General features: G+C 43.6%; 13 protein-coding genes and 1 pseudogene. 11 read left to right on the top strand and 3 right to left on the bottom strand.

All coding sequences use genetic code 11. From position 1 onward, the window contains the following. Positions 1 to 189 precede the first annotated feature (189 nt). From ribF to GKR74_RS18150, 9 genes and pseudogenes are all read left to right on the top strand, one after another. Positions 190 to 1128 (top strand): bifunctional riboflavin kinase/FAD synthetase, encoded by a 939-nt coding sequence (gene ribF, locus GKR74_RS05010; RefSeq protein ID WP_154602769.1) that lies wholly within the window; start codon positions 190 to 192, stop codon positions 1126 to 1128. 28 nt (positions 1129 to 1156) lie between these two features. Beyond that, positions 1157 to 3967 (top strand): isoleucine--tRNA ligase, encoded by a 2811-nt coding sequence (gene ileS / locus GKR74_RS05005; protein ID WP_154602768.1) that lies wholly within the window; start codon positions 1157 to 1159, stop codon positions 3965 to 3967. Beyond that, entirely contained in the window at positions 3967 to 4470 is a 504-nt protein-coding gene (lspA, locus tag GKR74_RS05000) for a signal peptidase II (protein ID WP_036950306.1), read from the top strand. The genes ileS and lspA overlap by 1 nt, the downstream gene beginning before the upstream one ends. A gap of 102 nt (positions 4471 to 4572) precedes the next feature. Then, positions 4573 to 5043, top strand: a complete 471-nt coding sequence (fkpB, locus tag GKR74_RS04995) for an FKBP-type peptidyl-prolyl cis-trans isomerase (RefSeq protein ID WP_036950308.1) — start codon at positions 4573 to 4575, stop codon at positions 5041 to 5043. Further along, positions 5024 to 5977, top strand: a complete 954-nt coding sequence (gene ispH, locus GKR74_RS04990; protein WP_132496157.1) for a 4-hydroxy-3-methylbut-2-enyl diphosphate reductase — start codon at positions 5024 to 5026, stop codon at positions 5975 to 5977. Before fkpB ends, ispH begins: the two co-directional genes overlap by 20 nt. Before the next feature lie 224 nt (positions 5978 to 6201). Further along, on the top strand, positions 6202 to 7023 hold the full coding sequence (gene dapB, locus GKR74_RS04985; RefSeq protein WP_154602767.1) for a 4-hydroxy-tetrahydrodipicolinate reductase: 822 nt from the start codon (positions 6202 to 6204) through the stop codon (positions 7021 to 7023). Positions 7024 to 7471: 448 nt separating this feature from the next. Continuing rightward, the gene (gene carA, locus GKR74_RS04980) at positions 7472 to 8635 is read left to right on the top strand and encodes a glutamine-hydrolyzing carbamoyl-phosphate synthase small subunit (protein WP_154602766.1); all 1164 of its coding nucleotides are present in this window, start codon (positions 7472 to 7474) and stop codon (positions 8633 to 8635) included. Positions 8636 to 8649: 14 nt separating this feature from the next. After that, on the top strand, positions 8650 to 11871 hold the full coding sequence (gene carB, locus GKR74_RS04975) for a carbamoyl-phosphate synthase large subunit (protein ID WP_108479232.1): 3222 nt from the start codon (positions 8650 to 8652) through the stop codon (positions 11869 to 11871). A 166-nt stretch (positions 11872 to 12037) separates the two neighbouring features. Then, positions 12038 to 12664: pseudogene (locus GKR74_RS18150) on the top strand (MerR family transcriptional regulator); the annotation flags it as partial. Positions 12665 to 13123: 459 nt separating this feature from the next. Here GKR74_RS18150 and GKR74_RS04965 read toward each other — a convergent pair. The 3 genes from GKR74_RS04965 to metC all read right to left on the bottom strand — a co-directional run bounded on the left by GKR74_RS04965 (position 13124) and on the right by metC (position 16158). Further along, positions 13124 to 14023, bottom strand: coding sequence for a PhzF family phenazine biosynthesis protein (locus GKR74_RS04965; RefSeq protein ID WP_154602764.1), 900 nt, complete (start codon positions 14021 to 14023; stop codon positions 13124 to 13126). Positions 14024 to 14161: 138 nt separating this feature from the next. Next, positions 14162 to 14836, bottom strand: coding sequence for a DedA family protein (locus GKR74_RS04960; protein WP_154602763.1), 675 nt, complete (start codon positions 14834 to 14836; stop codon positions 14162 to 14164). 137 nt (positions 14837 to 14973) lie between these two features. Further along, on the bottom strand, positions 14974 to 16158 hold the full coding sequence (gene metC / locus GKR74_RS04955; RefSeq protein WP_154602762.1) for a cystathionine beta-lyase: 1185 nt from the start codon (positions 16156 to 16158) through the stop codon (positions 14974 to 14976). Between the two features lie 363 nt (positions 16159 to 16521). Here metC and exbB point away from each other — a divergent pair, with 363 nt between their 5' ends. Together exbB and exbD are read left to right on the top strand one after the other, a co-directional pair. Next, a complete protein-coding gene (exbB, locus tag GKR74_RS04950) occupies positions 16522 to 17463 on the top strand; it encodes a tonB-system energizer ExbB (protein ID WP_154602761.1) in 942 nt (313 codons plus the stop codon). A 5-nt stretch (positions 17464 to 17468) separates the two neighbouring features. After that, entirely contained in the window at positions 17469 to 17900 is a 432-nt protein-coding gene (gene exbD, locus GKR74_RS04945; RefSeq protein ID WP_036950331.1) for a TonB system transport protein ExbD, read from the top strand. Positions 17901 to 18887 lie beyond the last annotated feature (987 nt).

The following is an 18887-nucleotide window of genomic DNA, read 5'->3' as shown; positions in this document are numbered from 1 at the left end:
TACCTATCGACAATGATCAGATTCAGCAGCGCAGTGTCGTGCAGAAAGATGCTTAGCAGTGTAAAATCATCTGATTAAATAGTGTAGTGATCAAAAAAATAGGGTTTAATGAAAGCTTTTACGAACTTAGGTTAACCTTATGCGTCGTACAAGGTATAATCCTGCAATTTCCTCGGTATTGAGCCAGTTATGGAGCTAATTCGCGGTATACAAAATATCCGGTCGTACCATCATGGTTGCGTACTGACTATTGGTAATTTTGATGGTGTTCATCGTGGGCACCAAGTATTACTTCAAAATTTGAAGCTCAAGGGTAAACAGTTAGGTTTACCAACTGTTGTGATGATCTTTGAACCACAACCCCTTGAATTTTTTACGGGTGATAAGGCTCCTGCGCGTTTGACACGCCTAAGAGATAAAGTGAAGTACCTTGCTGATAGCGGGGTCGATTATCTGTTATGTGTGGAATTTAACCAGCATTTTGCCTCATTAACACCCGATGCTTTTGTGTCTGACTTGTTAGTTGACAAACTCGGTGTGAAATATCTTGCCATCGGTGATGATTTCCGGTTCGGAAAAAATCGGATGGGTGATTTTTCTTTTTTACAGCAAGCCGGTCAAAAGTTTGGTTTTGAAGTCGCAGACACCGAAAGCTTTTGTGATTCAGGTGTGCGCGTCAGCAGCACTGCAATCCGTAAAGCGATACAAAACAATGATCTGACATTAGCTGAAAATTTATTAGGTCACACATACCGCATTAGTGGGCGTGTGGTTCACGGTAATCAGCTAGGTCGTACGATAGGTTTTCCGACAGCAAACCTACCGTTAAAACGTTTAGTCACACCGGTGACTGGCGTGTATGCTGTAGAAGTTCATGGTCTGGGCGATAAGCCTGTACCGGGCGTGGCAAACATTGGCACACGTCCAACGGTATCTGGAAAAGGTACCCAGTTAGAAGTCCATCTGATTGATGCACATATGGATTTATATGGGCGTCATATTGATGTTGTGTTACGTAAAAAATTACGTGACGAACAGCGGTTTGCTTCGTTGGACGCGCTGAAGGAGCAAATTGCTAATGATGTAGTTGCAGCCAGAGAATATCTCGCAGCAATTGGAATCAGATAATTTAGCGGAAAATTGGAACTGAGAATCGATGAGTGACTATAAAAATACCCTGAATCTACCAGAAACAGGGTTCCCAATGCGTGGCGATCTCGCTAAACGCGAACCACAGATGTTAGAGCGCTGGTACAAAGAAGGTTTGTATCAGGCAATCCGTAAAGCAAAATCGGGCAAGAAAACCTTTATTCTGCACGATGGTCCTCCGTATGCTAACGGCAGTATTCATATTGGTCACTCAGTAAACAAAATTCTCAAAGATATTATTATTAAATCCAAAGGGCTGGCGGGCTTTGATTCCCCATACATCCCTGGTTGGGATTGCCATGGCTTACCTATTGAACATAAAGTTGAACAAATCGTAGGTAAGCCTGGGGAAAAAGTTTCCGCCGCTGAATTTCGTGCAAAATGCCGTGAATATGCTAAAGAGCAAATTGAAGGGCAAAAAGCTGATTTTATCCGCTTAGGTGTGTTGGGTGAGTGGGACAAACCTTACCTGACCATGGATTTTAAAACCGAAGCGAACATCATCCGTGCGTTGGCGAAAACCGTTGCAAATGGCCACTTAGTGAAAGGGGCAAAACCCGTTCACTGGTGTACCGCATGTGGTTCTTCATTGGCTGAAGCGGAAGTCGAATATTACGACAAAACATCTCCATCTATCTACGTTCGCTTTCCTGCGGTAGATAGCAAAGCCGTTTGCGAAAAATTTGGTGTTTCTAGCGATAAAACGCCATCTTTAGTGATCTGGACGACAACGCCTTGGACGTTACCAGCTAACCGTGCAATCTCTCTAAACCCAGAGTTCAAATACTCTCTGGTGGATGCGAATGGCGATTTAGTCATTCTGGCAACTGACTTAGTTGAAGAAGTCATGAAGACTGTCGGTGTTGAGTCATGGACAGTATTAGGCGAGTGTGAAGGTAGCGCATTAGAGTTACTGCGTTTCGCTCATCCATTTATGGGCTTTGATGTTCCTGCAATTTTAGGCGACCACGTCACGCTAGATGCGGGTACAGGTGCGGTACATACAGCCCCAGGCCATGGTCCTGAAGACTACGTTGTTGGACAAAAATATGGTTTAGAAACGGCGAACCCAGTAGGGCCAGATGGCTGCTTTTTACCAAATACCTACCCAACATTAGACGGTTTATTTATTTTCAAAGCTAACGATGTGGTGCTGGAAATCCTGAATGAGAAAGGCTTACTGATGTATAAAAAAGCTATCTCTCACAGCTACCCATGCTGCTGGCGCCATAAAACCCCAGTTATTTTCCGTGCGACGCCACAATGGTTTATCGGCATGGATAAAAACGGTCTGCGTGAACAATCTCTGAAAGAGATCGATATTGTTCAGTGGATCCCAGGTTGGGGTCGTGCACGTATCGAGTCAATGGTAGAAAACCGTCCTGACTGGTGTATTTCACGTCAACGTACTTGGGGTACCCCAATGTCGTTATTCGTGCACAAAGAGACTGAAGAACTGCATCCGCGTACTTTAGAGCTGATGGAAGAAGTCGCTAAGCGTGTTGAAGTTGATGGTATCCAAGCATGGTGGGATTTAGACCCTGCTGAATTGCTCGGCGCTGATGCTGAAACTTATCGTAAAGTGCCAGACACATTAGACGTTTGGTTCGATTCAGGATCCACCCACTTTGCAGTGGTTGACGCGCGTCCTGAATTCCATGGCAACTCTGCGGATATGTATCTGGAAGGTTCTGACCAACACCGTGGTTGGTTCATGTCTTCTCTGATGCTGTCTACTGCGATGAAAGGCAAAGCCCCTTACCGTCAAGTTCTGACCCACGGTTTTACCGTTGATGGTCAAGGCCGTAAGATGTCTAAATCTTTAGGTAATACGGTTAGTCCGCAAGATGTGATGAACAAACTGGGTGCAGATATCCTGCGTCTGTGGGTGGCATCAACCGACTATACAGGCGAAATCGCGGTATCTGATGAAATTTTAAAACGTGCTGCAGACTCTTATCGCCGTATCCGTAATACCGCGCGTTTCTTACTGGCAAACTTAAATGGTTTCAATCCAGAAACCGATATGGTGAAACCAGAAGATATGGTGGTGTTAGATCGCTGGGCGGTTGGTCGTGCATTAGAAGCACAGAAAGAGATTACGAAAGCGTACGATGAGTATGATTTCTTAGGTGTTATCCAACGCTTAATGCATTTCTGCTCTATCGAGATGGGCTCGTTCTATCTGGATATTATCAAAGACCGTCAATACACCGCGAAAAGTGATAGTGTTGCTCGCCGTAGCTGCCAAACTGCACTGTTCCATATCGTGGAAGCATTGGTTCGTTGGATTGCACCAGTTCTGTCCTTCACCTCTGATGAAATCTGGAACGAATTACCGGGCAAACGCGCTCAGTTCGTTCTCACTGAAGAGTGGTATAACGGTTTATTTGGTTTAGACGAATCTGAAGCGATGAATGATGGTTTCTGGTCTGAACTGTTAGCCGTACGTGGTGAAGTGAACAAAGTTCTGGAACAAGCGCGTACAGACAAGCACATTGGTGGTTCGTTAGAAGCCTCGGTAACGTTATATGCAGATAGCACATTAGCCGCTAAGTTAAATAGCTTAGGTGATGAACTGCGTTTTGCGCTGTTAACATCTCAAGCGAATGTGGCTGATATTGCAACGGCGCCTGCGGATGCACAAGACAGTGAACTGAAAGGCCTGAAAATTGCCTTCAGTAAAGCGGCTGGGGAAAAATGTCCTCGTTGCTGGCATTATGCAAGTGATATTGGTGCAGCGGCAGAACAACCTGAAATCTGTGGTCGCTGTGTGACTAACGTAGCCGGAAACGGTGAATTACGTAAGTTTGCTTAATGAAGACACCTATTTGTTCTACTGGTTTGCGTTGGCTGTGGCTGACGGTTGTGATTATCGTTGCAGATTTAGCAATTAAGCAATTGGTCTTAAAAGAGCTAACTCTGTACGACCCACACCCTTTAATTCCGTACTTTAACCTTATGTACGCTCAAAACTTTGGTGCGGCATTCAGTTTTCTGGCGGATAAAGGCGGCTGGCAGCGCTGGTTCTTTGCTGGAATAGCTATTGCCATCTCCATTACGTTAATGGTGATGATGTATCGTCAAAGCGTGAAAAAACGCCTGAGCAATATTGCTTATGCGTTAATAATTGGTGGTGCGATCGGTAATTTATTTGACCGTTTAGTGCATGGCTTTGTGGTTGACTACATTGATTTTTATGTTGGCAACTGGCACTGGCCGACCTTCAATTTGGCGGATATGGCCATTTGTATCGGTGCGGCGTTGGTGATTTTTGAAGGCTTTTTGCCGGATAAACCCAAACAGCAAGATGCTAAATAGAACAGATAGCGCGATAGGTTGATAAAACCCAATATTGCATATTAATCATCTCAGCCCGACGATAGTCGGGCTGAACTTTATGATAAAAAACAGGTTTAGATTATGTCTACTCAAATACAGGCGCAGAGTTCTGTTTTACTGCATTTCACTCTGAAATTAGAGGATGGCTCCACGGCGGATTCTTCTCACGCACAAGGAAAGCCTGCGTTGTTTGCTCTTGGAAATGATTCACTGTCGCCAGAATTAGAAGCGCAACTGATTGGGCTATCTGAAGGTGAAAAGAAAACATTTTCCTTAGCAGGGGATACGGTATTCGGGAAACATAATCCAGACTTAGTGCAATACTTTTCATTGCGTGATTTTATGGAAACAGGGATCCCTGAAATTGGTACCATCATGCTGTTTACGGGCATGAATGGGAGCGAAATGCCGGGCGTCGTGAAAGCTATTGAAGGGGAATCAATTACTGTTGATTTTAACCATCCTCTTGCTGAGCAGCAAATCACCTTTGAAATTGAAGTCCTAGAAATAGACCCACAATTGGAGAGTCACCATGCAAATATTAATGGCTAATCCTCGTGGATTTTGTGCGGGTGTTGACCGTGCAATCAGTATTGTTGAACGCGCCTTAGAAATTTATGGTGCACCGATTTATGTTCGCCATGAAGTGGTGCATAACCGCTATGTGGTTGATGATTTACGTCAGCGTGGCGCTATCTTCATTGAAGAAATCTCTGAAGTTCCCGATGGCTCTATTCTGATTTTCTCAGCGCATGGCGTTTCACAAGCCATTCGTCAAGAAGCCCGTTCCCGCGATTTAACCATGTTATTTGATGCGACCTGCCCATTAGTGACTAAAGTGCATATGGAAGTGGCTCGTGCAAGCCGTAAGGGCAAAGAGGCGATTTTAATCGGTCACGCAGGACATCCTGAAGTGGAAGGGACAATGGGGCAATACAATAACCCTGAAGGGGGAATGTATCTTGTTGAAAGCCCAGAAGATGTTTGGAAGCTACAGGTAAAAGATGAAAACAACCTGAGTTTTATGACGCAAACGACGCTTTCGGTGGATGATACCTCTGATGTGATTGATGCGCTCACCCGTCGATTCCCAAATATTGTGGGGCCTCGTAAAGACGATATTTGCTATGCAACCACGAATCGCCAAGAAGCCGCGCGTGAGTTAGCAGAGAAAGCCGATATTGTGTTAGTCGTCGGTTCGAAAAACTCGTCCAACTCAAACCGTTTAGCTGAATTAGCGTCTCGAATGGGGAAAGCGGCATTTCTGATTGATGGTGCAGAAGATATTCAAACCGAGTGGTTAAAAGATAAGAAAATTATCGGATTGACAGCGGGGGCATCCGCGCCGGATATTTTAGTCCGCCAAGTGATTGATAGACTTAAAGAGCTGGGTGCAGACTCCGTGGTGGAGCTACAAGGACGAGAAGAGAATATCGTTTTTGAAGTGCCAAAAGAGTTGCGTGTGGACGTTAAAGAGATTAACTAATACATTGATTTTATTATTATAGTAGCGGCTGATGTAGCCGCTGCTTTTTTCTGTTTTTCAGCATTCTATTCCATCCCAATACAATTTTTTCTGATAATCATCCCCCTCTCTACGGTTTTATTAATATCTCCAGATTAGTGCTGGCGTCCCGATTCAAGTTTCTTTAAGGTATAACCAAGATTTTATTTTGGTTTTCGCCTCAAAAATTTACGAAAGGATCAAAAATGGCAGATTCAACTGTACGCGTTGCGATTGTCGGTGCGGGTGGGCGCATGGGACGCCAATTAATTCAAGCAGCACAAGAACAAAACGGAATTCAACTTGGCGCAGCCATTGAGCGTGAAGGCTCTTCACTTATTGGCACAGATGCGGGTGAACTGGCGGGAATTGGGCTAATTGGTGTGAAAGTCGTTAGCGATCTAAATTCCGTGGTTAATGATTTTGATGTACTGATTGATTTCACTCGCCCTGAAGGCACCTTACAGTACTTAGCATTCTGTCAATCTCACCAAAGAGGCATGGTCATCGGAACTACAGGGTTTGATGAAGAAGGAAAATTGGCGATTGCGGAAGCTGCAAAATCTATCCCAATTGTCTTCGCTGCCAATTTTAGCGTTGGTGTAAATTTGGTGCTGAAATTACTGGAAAAAGCAGCGAAAGTGATGGGAGATTACACCGATATTGAAATTATCGAAGCGCATCATCGTCATAAAGTCGATGCCCCTTCTGGCACTGCACTGGCGATGGGGGAATCTATCGCGGATGCATTAGGAAAAGATCTGAAAGAGTGTGCGGTGTATGCACGTGAAGGCTATACCGGAGAGCGTGAACCGGGCACGATTGGTTTTGCTACGGTACGTGCTGGCGATATTGTTGGTGAGCACACTGCGATGTTTGCTGATATTGGCGAACGTGTAGAAATAAGCCACAAGGCTTCCAGTCGTATGACCTTTGCTAAAGGTGCGATAAGAGCGTCATCTTGGGTTAATGCTAAGAAATATGGTCTATACAATATGAAGGATGTCCTTAATCTTGATAATTTGTAGTTTTTTATAAAATAATTTATTGTTTAAAATCAGATGGTTTCATTTGAAGCCTCTGATTTATTGTTGTTTGTTTGTTTAATATGATTATTACTATTATTTTTCATTATCTTTCTGTTGTTTTATCTCTTTTTTACTCAAAAATTGCACTTTAGATCCTACCTTGTCTGCGCTATTATCCATTTTGCACTTTTCTTCGCTATTAACCGTTTGCTTTTTTACCCATGAATAGTTATTTCATTAGCCTTCTATAGAAAAAATAGGTAAGAATGCAAAAAAGTAAGCTAAAAGTGAAAAAAATGCATTTTTTTCTAGACAAGACTCTATCCCATCATTAGAATGCGCGCAATTTGCCAAAAATTTGCTTAAAAACTCATTTTGGCATTGATTTAGATCGCAAAATCTGAATTAATATGCAAAAAATATGATTGATTATTCTCCGGAGGATGTTTTGATAAAGTCAGCTATATTGGTTCTGGAAGACGGAACCCAATTCCACGGGCGTGCCATTGGTGCTGAAGGGGCCGCTATTGGAGAAGTCGTTTTCAATACTTCAATGACCGGATATCAAGAAATAATTACTGACCCTTCCTATTCCCGCCAAATTGTTACTCTCACTTATCCCCATATTGGTAATGTCGGCACTAATGCTGATGACGAAGAATCTCCTAACGTACACGCTCAAGGCCTTATCATTCGCGACTTACCATTAATCTACAGTAACTTTCGTGGTCAGGAAGGCTTGTCTGAATATCTGAAACGCCACAATGTGGTGGCTATCGCCGATATCGACACGCGCAAATTAACCCGCCTGTTAAGAGAAAAAGGCGCACAAAACGGTTGTATCATCGCAGGGGATAACCCAGATGCGGCGCTGGCTTTAGAAAAAGCACGCAGCTTCTCAGGTTTAAATGGTTTAGATTTAGCAAAAGAAGTTTGCACCAAAGAGATTTATAGCTGGACTCAACGCTCTTGGAACTTAGAAGAAGGGCAACCTGCTGCAAGTAAAGAAGATGAGCTGCCATTACACGTCGTTGCTTACGATTTTGGTGCAAAGCGCAATATTCTGCGTATGTTAGTTGACCGTGGATGCCGCTTAACCGTAGTTCCAGCAACAACGCCAGCAGAAACGGTGTTAGCGATGAACCCAGATGGGATTTTCTTATCAAACGGCCCTGGCGACCCAGCCCCTTGTGACTACGCTATCAACGCTATCCAAGAATTCTTAAAAACTGAAATCCCAGTATTTGGCATCTGCTTAGGTCACCAATTGCTAGCATTAGCAAGCGGCGCGAATACCGTGAAGATGAAGTTTGGTCACCACGGTGCTAACCACCCAGTTAAAGATTTAGACAAAGACGTGGTGATGATCACGGCTCAAAACCACGGTTTTGCGGTTGATGAATCCACACTACCCGACACATTGCGTGTGACACACAAATCGCTGTTTGATTGCACCTTACAAGGCATCCATCGCACAGATAAACCGGCATTCAGTTTCCAAGGTCACCCAGAAGCCAGTTCTGGTCCTCATGATGCCGCAGGTCTTTTTGACCACTTCATTGATTTAATCAACGAATACCGTCAAAACACACCACGTTCAAACGCAAAATAATCGGGAGCAAGAAAATGGCAAAACGTACAGATATTAAAAGCATTCTGATCCTCGGTGCGGGCCCGATTGTTATCGGCCAAGCGTGTGAGTTTGACTATTCAGGTGCGCAAGCGTGTAAAGCTCTGAGAGAAGAAGGCTACCGCGTTATTCTGGTGAACTCGAACCCAGCGACTATCATGACTGACCCAGAAATGGCGGATGCAACTTACATCGAGCCAATTCACTGGGAAGTGGTACGTAAAATTATTGAAAAAGAGCGCCCAGATGCAGTATTACCAACCATGGGTGGACAAACTGCGCTGAACTGTGCTCTTGAGCTTGAACGCCAAGGTGTACTGGCTGAATTTGGTGTGACCATGATTGGTGCGACTGCGGACGCGATTGATAAAGCAGAAGACCGCCAGCGCTTTGATAAAGCGATGAAAAAAATCGGTTTAGGCACAGCGCGTTCAGGTATTGCACACACAATGGAAGAAGCTAACGCCGTCGCTGATGATGTTGGTTTCCCGTGTATCATTCGTCCATCTTTCACCATGGGTGGTTCCGGTGGTGGTATCGCGTATAACCGTGAAGAATTTGAAGAAATCTGTACTCGCGGTTTAGATTTATCCCCAACTAACGAACTGTTAATCGATGAGTCGTTAATTGGTTGGAAAGAGTACGAAATGGAAGTGGTACGCGATAAGAAAGATAACTGCATCATCGTCTGCTCCATTGAAAACTTCGACGCAATGGGCATTCACACTGGTGACTCCATCACCGTCGCGCCTGCGCAAACACTGACAGATAAAGAATACCAAATCATGCGCGATGCCTCGATGGCAGTACTGCGTGAAATCGGTGTTGAAACTGGTGGTTCTAACGTTCAGTTCGCCGTTAACCCGAAAGATGGTCGCTTAATTGTTATCGAGATGAACCCGCGTGTTTCTCGTTCATCCGCACTCGCGTCAAAAGCAACAGGCTTCCCAATTGCTAAAATCGCTGCAAAATTAGCGGTCGGTTACACTCTCGATGAGCTGATGAATGACATCACAGGCGGTCGTACTCCTGCGTCATTTGAACCGTCTATCGACTACGTTGTAACCAAAATTCCTCGCTTTAACTTCGAAAAATTCGCAGGCAGCAATGACCGTCTGACCACCCAAATGAAATCCGTGGGTGAAGTGATGGCTATCGGTCGCACATTCCAAGAATCTATGCAAAAAGCGCTGCGTGGACTGGAGGTGGGCGCAACTGGCTTCGACCCGAAAGTGAGCCAGGACGACCCAGAATCGTTAACTCGCATTCGCCGTGAGCTGAAAGATGCTGGCTCTGACCGTATTTGGTACATCGCTGATGCATTCCGCGCAGGCTTATCTATCGATGGTATCTTCAACCTGACCAATATCGACCGCTGGTTCTTAGTGCAAATTGAAGAGCTGGTGCGCTTAGAAAACGAAGTGGCAGAGTTAGGTATCAACGGTCTGACTAAAGATTTCTTACGCCAACTGAAGCGCAAAGGTTTTGCGGATGCACGTCTGGCAAGTTTAGTGGGTGTGTCTGAAGCTGAATTACGTAAGTTACGTCAAGGCTATGATTTACATCCAGTTTATAAGCGTGTAGATACCTGTGCGGCAGAGTTTGCTACCGATACCGCATATATGTACTCCACTTATGAAGACGAATGCGAATCTAATCCGAACAACGACAAGCCAAAAATCATGGTATTAGGTGGCGGTCCAAACCGTATCGGACAAGGTATCGAATTCGACTACTGCTGCGTACACGCTTCATTAGCACTGCGTGAAGATGGTTATGAAACCATCATGGTCAACTGTAACCCAGAAACGGTTTCAACAGACTACGACACGTCTGACCGCCTCTATTTCGAACCAGTGACACTGGAAGATGTGTTAGAAATCGTCCGCATCGAACAGCCGAAAGGGGTGATTGTTCAGTACGGTGGTCAAACACCACTGAAATTAGCGCGTGCATTAGAAGCTGCGGGTGTGCCGGTTATTGGTACTAGCCCAGATGCGATTGACCGTGCAGAAGACCGTGAGCGTTTCCAACAAGCGGTTAACCGCTTAAACCTGAAACAGCCACAAAACGCTACTGTTGCAACTATCGAACAAGCTGTTGAAAAAGCAGCGGGTATCGGCTATCCGCTGGTGGTTCGTCCATCTTATGTACTGGGCGGTCGTGCGATGGAAATCGTCTATGACGAAGTTGACCTGCGCCGCTACTTCCAAACGGCGGTGAGCGTCTCTAACGATGCGCCAGTGCTGTTAGACCGCTTCCTTGATGATGCGATTGAAGTGGACGTGGATGCTATCTGCGACGGCGAAATGGTGCTGATTGGCGGAATTATGGAGCACATCGAACAGGCGGGTGTTCACTCCGGTGACTCAGCATGTTCACTGCCAGCTTATACATTAAGCCAAGAAATTCAGGATGTGATGCGTGAACAAGTGCGTAGCCTCGCATTCGAATTGCGTGTTCGCGGTCTGATGAACGTCCAGTTTGCGGTGAAGAACAACGAAGTTTACCTGATTGAAGTAAACCCGCGTGCAGCACGAACTGTCCCATTCGTTTCTAAAGCAACGGGTGTGCCTTTAGCGAAAGTGGCCGCGCGCGTTATGGCGGGTCAAACACTGACTCAGCAAGGCGTGACTGAAGAAGTCATTCCACCTTACTACTCAGTCAAAGAAGTGGTTCTGCCATTCAACAAGTTCCAAGGTGTTGACCCAATCCTCGGGCCAGAAATGCGCTCAACGGGTGAAGTGATGGGTGTTGGCCGCACATTTGCTGAAGCATTTGCTAAAGCGATGTTAGGCAGCAACTCAACCATGAAGAAATCCGGTCGTGCACTGCTGTCTGTTCGTGAAGGGGATAAAACCAAAGTTGTTGATTTAGCGGCGAAACTGCTGAAACACGGTTTTGAGTTAGACGCGACTCATGGAACGGCGATTGTACTGGGTGAAGCGGGCATCAACCCTCGCTTAGTTAACAAAGTGCATGAAGGTCGTCCACACATTCAAGACCGTATTAAGAATGGTGAGTATAACTACATCGTGAATACCACGGCCGGTCGCCAAGCAATTGAAGATTCAAAACTCATTCGCGGCAGCGCACTGCGTTACAAAGTTCACTATGATACAACCCTCAACGGTGGCTTTGCGACGGCGTTATCTCTGAGTGCAGACCCAACGGATAAAGTGATTTCTGTACAAGAGATGCACGCATTAATTAAATAATCATTGATTCGATGATTATTAACCCCAGTGGTGTTATCGCCTCTGGGGTTTTTTTATGGTTAGCGAAAAATGGAATAAATTAAAATAAATGAAAAATAGTGCACAATAGTGATTGACCCTCACGTAACGTGAGGCACTAACCTGCATTTCAGGACAGGAGGCGCAGATGCTATTTCAAGTGGGTGAGATCGCAGAGAAAACAGGATTAACTATTCGTACCCTTCACCATTATGAAGAGATTGGTTTATTACTGCCGACTGCCAGAACCGATGCAGGTTATCGACTCTATAATATGCAATGTATTGAACGTTTGACGCAAATTCAGATGCTGCGTCAGGTGGGAGTCAAACTGAAAGACATCGGTGAGTTACTTAATGGTCACAGTGGCGATATCTCTCTTTTGCTGCAAGAGCGTATTAGTCTGTTAACCGAGCAGATGAAGCAGATTGAAAAACTGCGTTCACGTCTCGAGCGGTTACAGCAGCAAATGCAACAGGGAGATAACCCCACTCAGGCTGATTGGTTTTCCTTATTGGAGATGATGTCGATGTTTGATAAATATTTTACCCCTCAAGAGCTTGAGCAATTGCCGTTATACACGGCGAATACATTGAAAAATCAAGAGTGGCAGCAGCGGGTCGCCACAGTAAAATCGTTAATGGAAAAAGGTAAATCACCGAAATCGGCCACAGTACAAGCTGTCGCTGTTGAGTGGATGACGGCCTTGGAAAGAGATACGGGCGGAAACCCTGATTTCTTTGCACGTTTAAATCAAATTCACTTAACCGACAATGAGCTAATGTTCTCGACGGGGATCACTGAAGCGATGATTGACTTTGTAGCTCGGGGCTTTAGTGAGTATCAATTATCGCGTTTTAAACCCCATTTAACCGCAGAGCAATTTACTTTTGTTAGCCAACATTATTTTGAATCTGGCAAAGTGTGGCCTGAATTTATTTCAGGAATTTATAATGCATTGAAAGCGGGAGATACTCCAGATTCGCCGAATGTGCAGAAGTTGGCGGGGATGTGGTTAACCATGTTTAACCAGTTTACTGGGGGCGACCTCGTATTACAGGAAAAAATTCGCACGATTTATCGTGAAGATCCGGTGATTTCTCAAGGAACTTGGATGACGCCAGAAATTGGGCAGTATCTATTTTCTGCCATTAGTTACTTATTGGCTAAGCATTCCTGATATCAAAGTCGCGACAGAATATGCCGCGACTTTTTTGTTTTAGCCGCTAGTAGGCTAAAAATGGACGTTTTGGATACCCATTGTTGCGGCTTGTCCACCCACACAAACTCGGCTGATAGCCTGATCTTGATGAGAAATTTCTACTTGAATTTGCGAGGAGCATCCCATTGCCTGCCCTTGCTCTAACAGAAAATGGTTCTCTGTGGGGAAGACATGTTTCACCAGATAACAACCAAGAGCACCGCTCGAGCTACCAGTTGCAGACTCTTCATTAATTCCGTAGAGCGGAGCAAAATTTCGGCAATGAGCAGTAAAAGAAGATGACTGGCTTAACTCAAAAACATGGAAACCAATCGAATCAAATTCACGGCTCAGCTGTGCGATAGCATCATAATTAGGTTTTAAATTATCTAATTGATTGGGTTGCACGGGGACTAAAATATCAGGTAATCCAGTGGAGATAATTTCAATGGGTAAGCCTGTTTCCGTGATTGTCTCAGTTGGGATACCTAATGCTGCGGCGACGACATTTACATCAGGCCCTTGGCGGCTAACGGGAAGAGTTTGTTGCATAATTACCCCATCAGCACTGACCGTAACATTTAAAATACCTGCTTTGGTTTTTTGGGAGTAGGTACCAGCGCTCAACTGGTTCAGTGAAAATAGGGTAAAAAAGACAGCCAATGTCGCGTGCCCACAAAAGTCGACTTCACTTTCAGGGGTGAAAAAATCCACTTTAAAATCTGTTTCTTCACCCGCACTTTCTCCGGTATAGACAAATGCCGTTTCGGAAAATCCCACTTGGCGAGCAATCGCAATTTTTTGTGCATCACTGAGTTTCGGGGGATTGAGTACGACTCCGGCAGGGTTTCCGCCTGTGTTATTTCGAGTAAATGAGTTTACAAGGTGAACATTGAGCGTACGCTCATCTATAGGCATAGCTGTGTTATGCATGGTGACTCCAAGGTAATTAAGCGCTTTTTTTATTATTTATGGGGATGAAATGGGCGCATATTGAGAGGTTAGATGTCGATTTTGCCGCAGCGACCAAGCACGTAAATGTGTATTGGTCGCGTTAGCTTTGAGAGAAAATTAGCTTTCTTTACTGCCTTTTAAGGCTTTACGGTGTTTCCAGTAAACAATAATGGAACCAATCAAACCACTGACCAACAGTACAACAGGGATGATCATCAGTGCGGTGATCACGACTTGTTCATGCTCTTTAACGAAAGGAATTTGGTTAACGGCATAGCCCAAAGTCACAATAATACCGACCCACAATAACCCGCTAAGCCAGTTGAATAACTGGAAACGGCGATGGCTTAAATCGGATAATCCCGCTAACAATGGCAGTAGTGTTCTTACGAATGCCAGAAAGCGTCCGATTAATAATGCATATAAACCTTGGCGGTTAAACATATCATTGGCTTTTTTATGATATTCCTCAGGGAGTTGAGAAAGCCAGCGTTTAACTATCTTCGTTTCGCTTAACCAACGCCCTTGAACAAATCCAAGCCAGCAGCCTAAACTCGCAGCCGTCGCCAGCAGCAAGATTGTGGGGACAAAGTGCAAAACACCCTTGGCAATCAGTGCGCCAGAAAGTAGTAAAAGGGTATCACCGGGTAAAAATGCGGCAGGGAGCACGCCATTTTCTAATACAATCACCACAAAGAGTACGGTGTAAATGACCCAGAGAACTTCTGGGTTGGCGAGCTTCATAAAATCGTGGTGCCAAAGTGCCAGTACGATTTCGCGTATGACTTCCATAATCGTTCCTGTATCTGCATAAAGCGAATTATTGGGCTCTATATTACAGGAAAAATTTCAGCCTAGTTTGATTTGTTTGGGTAATTATCTAAAAGGCAGTGATTAACTGCCTAATAGTAAGGAAGAAATGTTGGCGCTTAAATACGAGTGAAGGCGCGTTGTAAATCATCAATGAGATCTTGCGGATGCTCTAAACCGACATGTAGACGGAAAAATGACCCATTATCAGGTTGATAATCGTATTGGCGCATACTGAGTAAATCTTCGGTTTGATAACCAAGAATCAGCGATTCAAACCCGCCCCATGAATACCCCATTTTAAAATGGCTAAAGTGGTCAAGAAAATCACTGAACTGTTTAGGGGATAACCGCGAATTTAATTGAAATGAAAACAAACCGTTGCAGCCACTAAAGTCGCGTTTAAAAAATTCATGCCCAGGGTGGCTTGGAAGTGCAGGGTGAAAAACACGTGCCACAGCGGGGTGCTCCGCTAACCAGTTTGCGACGGTTAAACTGTTTGCTTCATGCTGTTTGAGGCGGGTTGGTAGGGTGTGAAGTCCTCTACCTGCCATGTAAACGGTATCAGGATCGGCGGTTTGCCCCAATAAATAGGAGTTTTCTCGCAGGGTTTCGATGCAGCGTTGGTTGGCAACAGCGACCCCTAACATGCCATCCGAATGGCCATTAATGTATTTTGTCGCGGATTGAATAGAGACATCCACATCAAATAAAAGAGGTTTAAGTAAGACTCCCGCAGCCCATGTATTATCGATCATGATAATGATTTCTGGGGATTTTTGGCGAATGGCTTTTACGATAGTGGGCAGGTCGTGCACTTCCATGGTGATAGAACCGGGTGATTCCAAAAAGACAATTTTCGTATTTGGACGAATTAAATCGGCAATTTTGGCACCAATCAATGGGTCGAAATAATTCGTTTCAACATTCAAATTAGTGAGAATTTTGTCGCAGAAGTTTTGTGTCGGATCATAGGCAGACCCTGTGACCAGAATATGATCCCCCGCGCTAATAAACGACATAATGGCATTAGTGATTGCAGCGGCACCTGAAGGATAAAGAACACAACCAGCCCCACACTCCAATTCGGTCATCGCTTCTTGGAAAGCAAAATGGGTCTGTGTGCCTCGGCGACCATACATTAATACGCCATTCGCACGATTGCGTACCGCGTGCTTTTTATCTTCTACCGAATCAAAAATCACGGAAGAGGTGCGCTGAATGACAGGGTTTACCCCTTTTTGAGTGAATTTAGGGTTTCTACCAAGATGCACGAGCTGGGTTTCTGGTTTTATGTTTGCCATTGAGCTATCCCTTATTTACCGATAGAAAATCAAATGATTGGCTAAGTTATCACCTGACGTTAAATGATTTTGGTCTACCAGAGCAAGAACAAAAGTGGTTAGCTGAATTTTCTTCATTATCAAGTCGTAAATCGTGTTGTCTTGCAATCACATTATGAGGGTAATATTGATGAGCGACAAAAAATTGCGAATACTAATGATAATTACTATCAATTCGTGGTGTGTTTGATATTATCTGACATCTTGACGAAAAGAGATGAATGCGTGAATCAAATTTCGCTTTTAATGGTTAGTCGATGAATGGCACAATCATCGATATAAATTTTTTTATACAACACAAAATAAGAGAGTAAAGGCCAACTGATGCGTAAATTAACAGCTTCTATTCTATTGGCGATCGGCTTAATGGGCACGGCATCCGCAGAAACAACACCCGCTGTCACACCTACTACACCAGTAGCTAACCAAGGTTCAACAGCAGCTCCTGCAAATACACCTTCCACAACGGAAGTGACTGCGACTCCTGCAACGACAACTCCAGCAGCAACACCGGAATCTGTCGTGACAAATACGGTAGTGACTGAAAATGTTGAGATTGCGACTGAAGCTCACGGTGGCGGTTTTGATCAGGATTTATCGGTTTGGGGTATGTACCAAAACGCAGATGTTGTTGTAAAAACGGTGATGATTGGTCTGTTACTCGCATCTGTGATTACATGGGCGCTATTCTTATCCAAAGGAAGTGAGATTTTAATTGCACGTCGTCGTTTAAAAGATGAAGCAAAAGCAATTGCAGAAGTAAAATCTCTTGATGAAGCGGTATCCATCGCGGAAGGGTTTAAAGCGGGTAGTATTACGCGCATGTTATTAGCTGAAGCGACAACAGAAAGGGCGCTTTCGGCAAACAGCCAAGATCTTGCTGGTATTAAAGACCGCACAGGTTTCCGCTTAGAAAGAGCGGTTGCAGCAATCAGCCGTTATATGGGACGTGGAAATGGTTATTTAGCAACAATTGGTGCGATTTCTCCATTTGTCGGTCTATTCGGTACCGTGTGGGGGATCATGAACAGCTTCATTGGTATTGCTCACTCACAAACCACAAACTTAGCGGTTGTTGCTCCAGGGATCGCCGAAGCGTTGCTGGCAACAGCAATCGGTCTTATCGCCGCGATTCCTGCGGTGGTTATCTATAATATTTTTGCTCGTATGATCAACAACTATCGTGGTCAAGTGGGTGATGTTGCTGCACAAGCAGCGTTGTTACTGGGGCGTGACCTCGATCTGGCAAACAGCAAAGCAAGGTAATTATTATGGCAATGCGTTTAGGTGACGAACAAGACGATAGCGGTGAAATGCATGAGATCAACGTAACACCGTTTATCGATGTTATGTTGGTTCTGCTGATTATCTTTATGGTTGCAGCGCCATTGGCTACCGTTGATATTAAAGTCGACTTACCTGCTTCCACTGCGAAGCCTCAGCCTCGACCAGAAAAGCCAGTATTCTTAACTGTGAAATCAGATAGTCAGCTATTCATCGGCGAGCAAGCGGTCAGTAAAGAACAATTAGGTTCAACTCTTGATCAAGCGACAAACACCAATAAAGAAACCACAATTTTCTTCCAAGCGGACAAAAGTGTGGATTATGAAACGATGATGGATGTAATGAATGCGTTGCGTCAATCGGGGTATCTCAAGATTGGTTTAGTCGGTATGGAAGCAACAGCAGCTAACGCTAAATAGCTAAGTTGTTTTACGTAATAATGCGTTTTATCTCTGTATCGCGGGTGATATTTTCACGTTGATGCTTTGAGATAAAACGCATTTTTTTATGCCTATCAATTTTCATCCATCATATCTTTTGCATATTCTTGCAACATTTTTGCTAAAAAAATGCTCTCTCTTTATAGTTTCACAAACAAAAGGTTTAATTTTATTCGGAATTTCTTCTGATTTTATTTAAGTTAGAGTAATTTTAAATTCTGCTCACATAAAATCACTTTTAAAAAAGGCTTGATAAGGTTAATTGAAAATAAACCATCCATATTGTACGGGATTATTCACATACAGAGTAATTTCATTGAATACTCCAATTGAGGGTATCCTTTTTGGAGTATTTGGTGTGGGTTACTATGGAACTTGCTGATTATTAGAATAATCATGAATAAAGGTGATATCATCGTTCAAAATAACAGCAGAGTTAAGCTGTTAGATGAAGTTCAGACAAAAAGAGAGAATAATAAAAATTATTAATACATTTAACTCTAATTGAAATGATAAAAAAAGCGAGTAAATAAGCTAGGTAATTTTATTAATATAAGTGTTATTAATAAAATTATTTTAAATGTACTTGAATAATGAAATATAAATATGTAATTACTGTTATAAATACCAAACTGATGCTTTTATTGGTAATTTCAAGTCTAATTTATTGTTATTTAATGCATTTTTTACCATTCATCAATAATCCTTAAATAAAATAAAAAAACACTTGCGCAACATTTCATGAGCGCTATAATGCAGCCAATAACATTTAGAAATACTTTTTAATAACTTTTCATCTCGAGTTTTTTATTTTTCAATTTACTAATGCTAGGGAATAAATAAAGTACTAGTTGATACTTGATTAGGCTTTATATTAAAAATAAATATAATCAATCATACTCGAGTGTACGATGTTTAGTTGTTAGATGTAAGTTCGGATGTTATTACTGAAGTCAAATGGGCTGA

Source organism: Providencia sp. wls1914 (assembly GCF_009706645.1).
Lineage (GTDB): Bacteria > Pseudomonadota > Gammaproteobacteria > Enterobacterales > Enterobacteriaceae > Providencia > Providencia zhijiangensis.
Note: the sequence above shows the minus strand (reverse complement) of the source record. Positions and strands in the feature narration are given on the sequence as shown.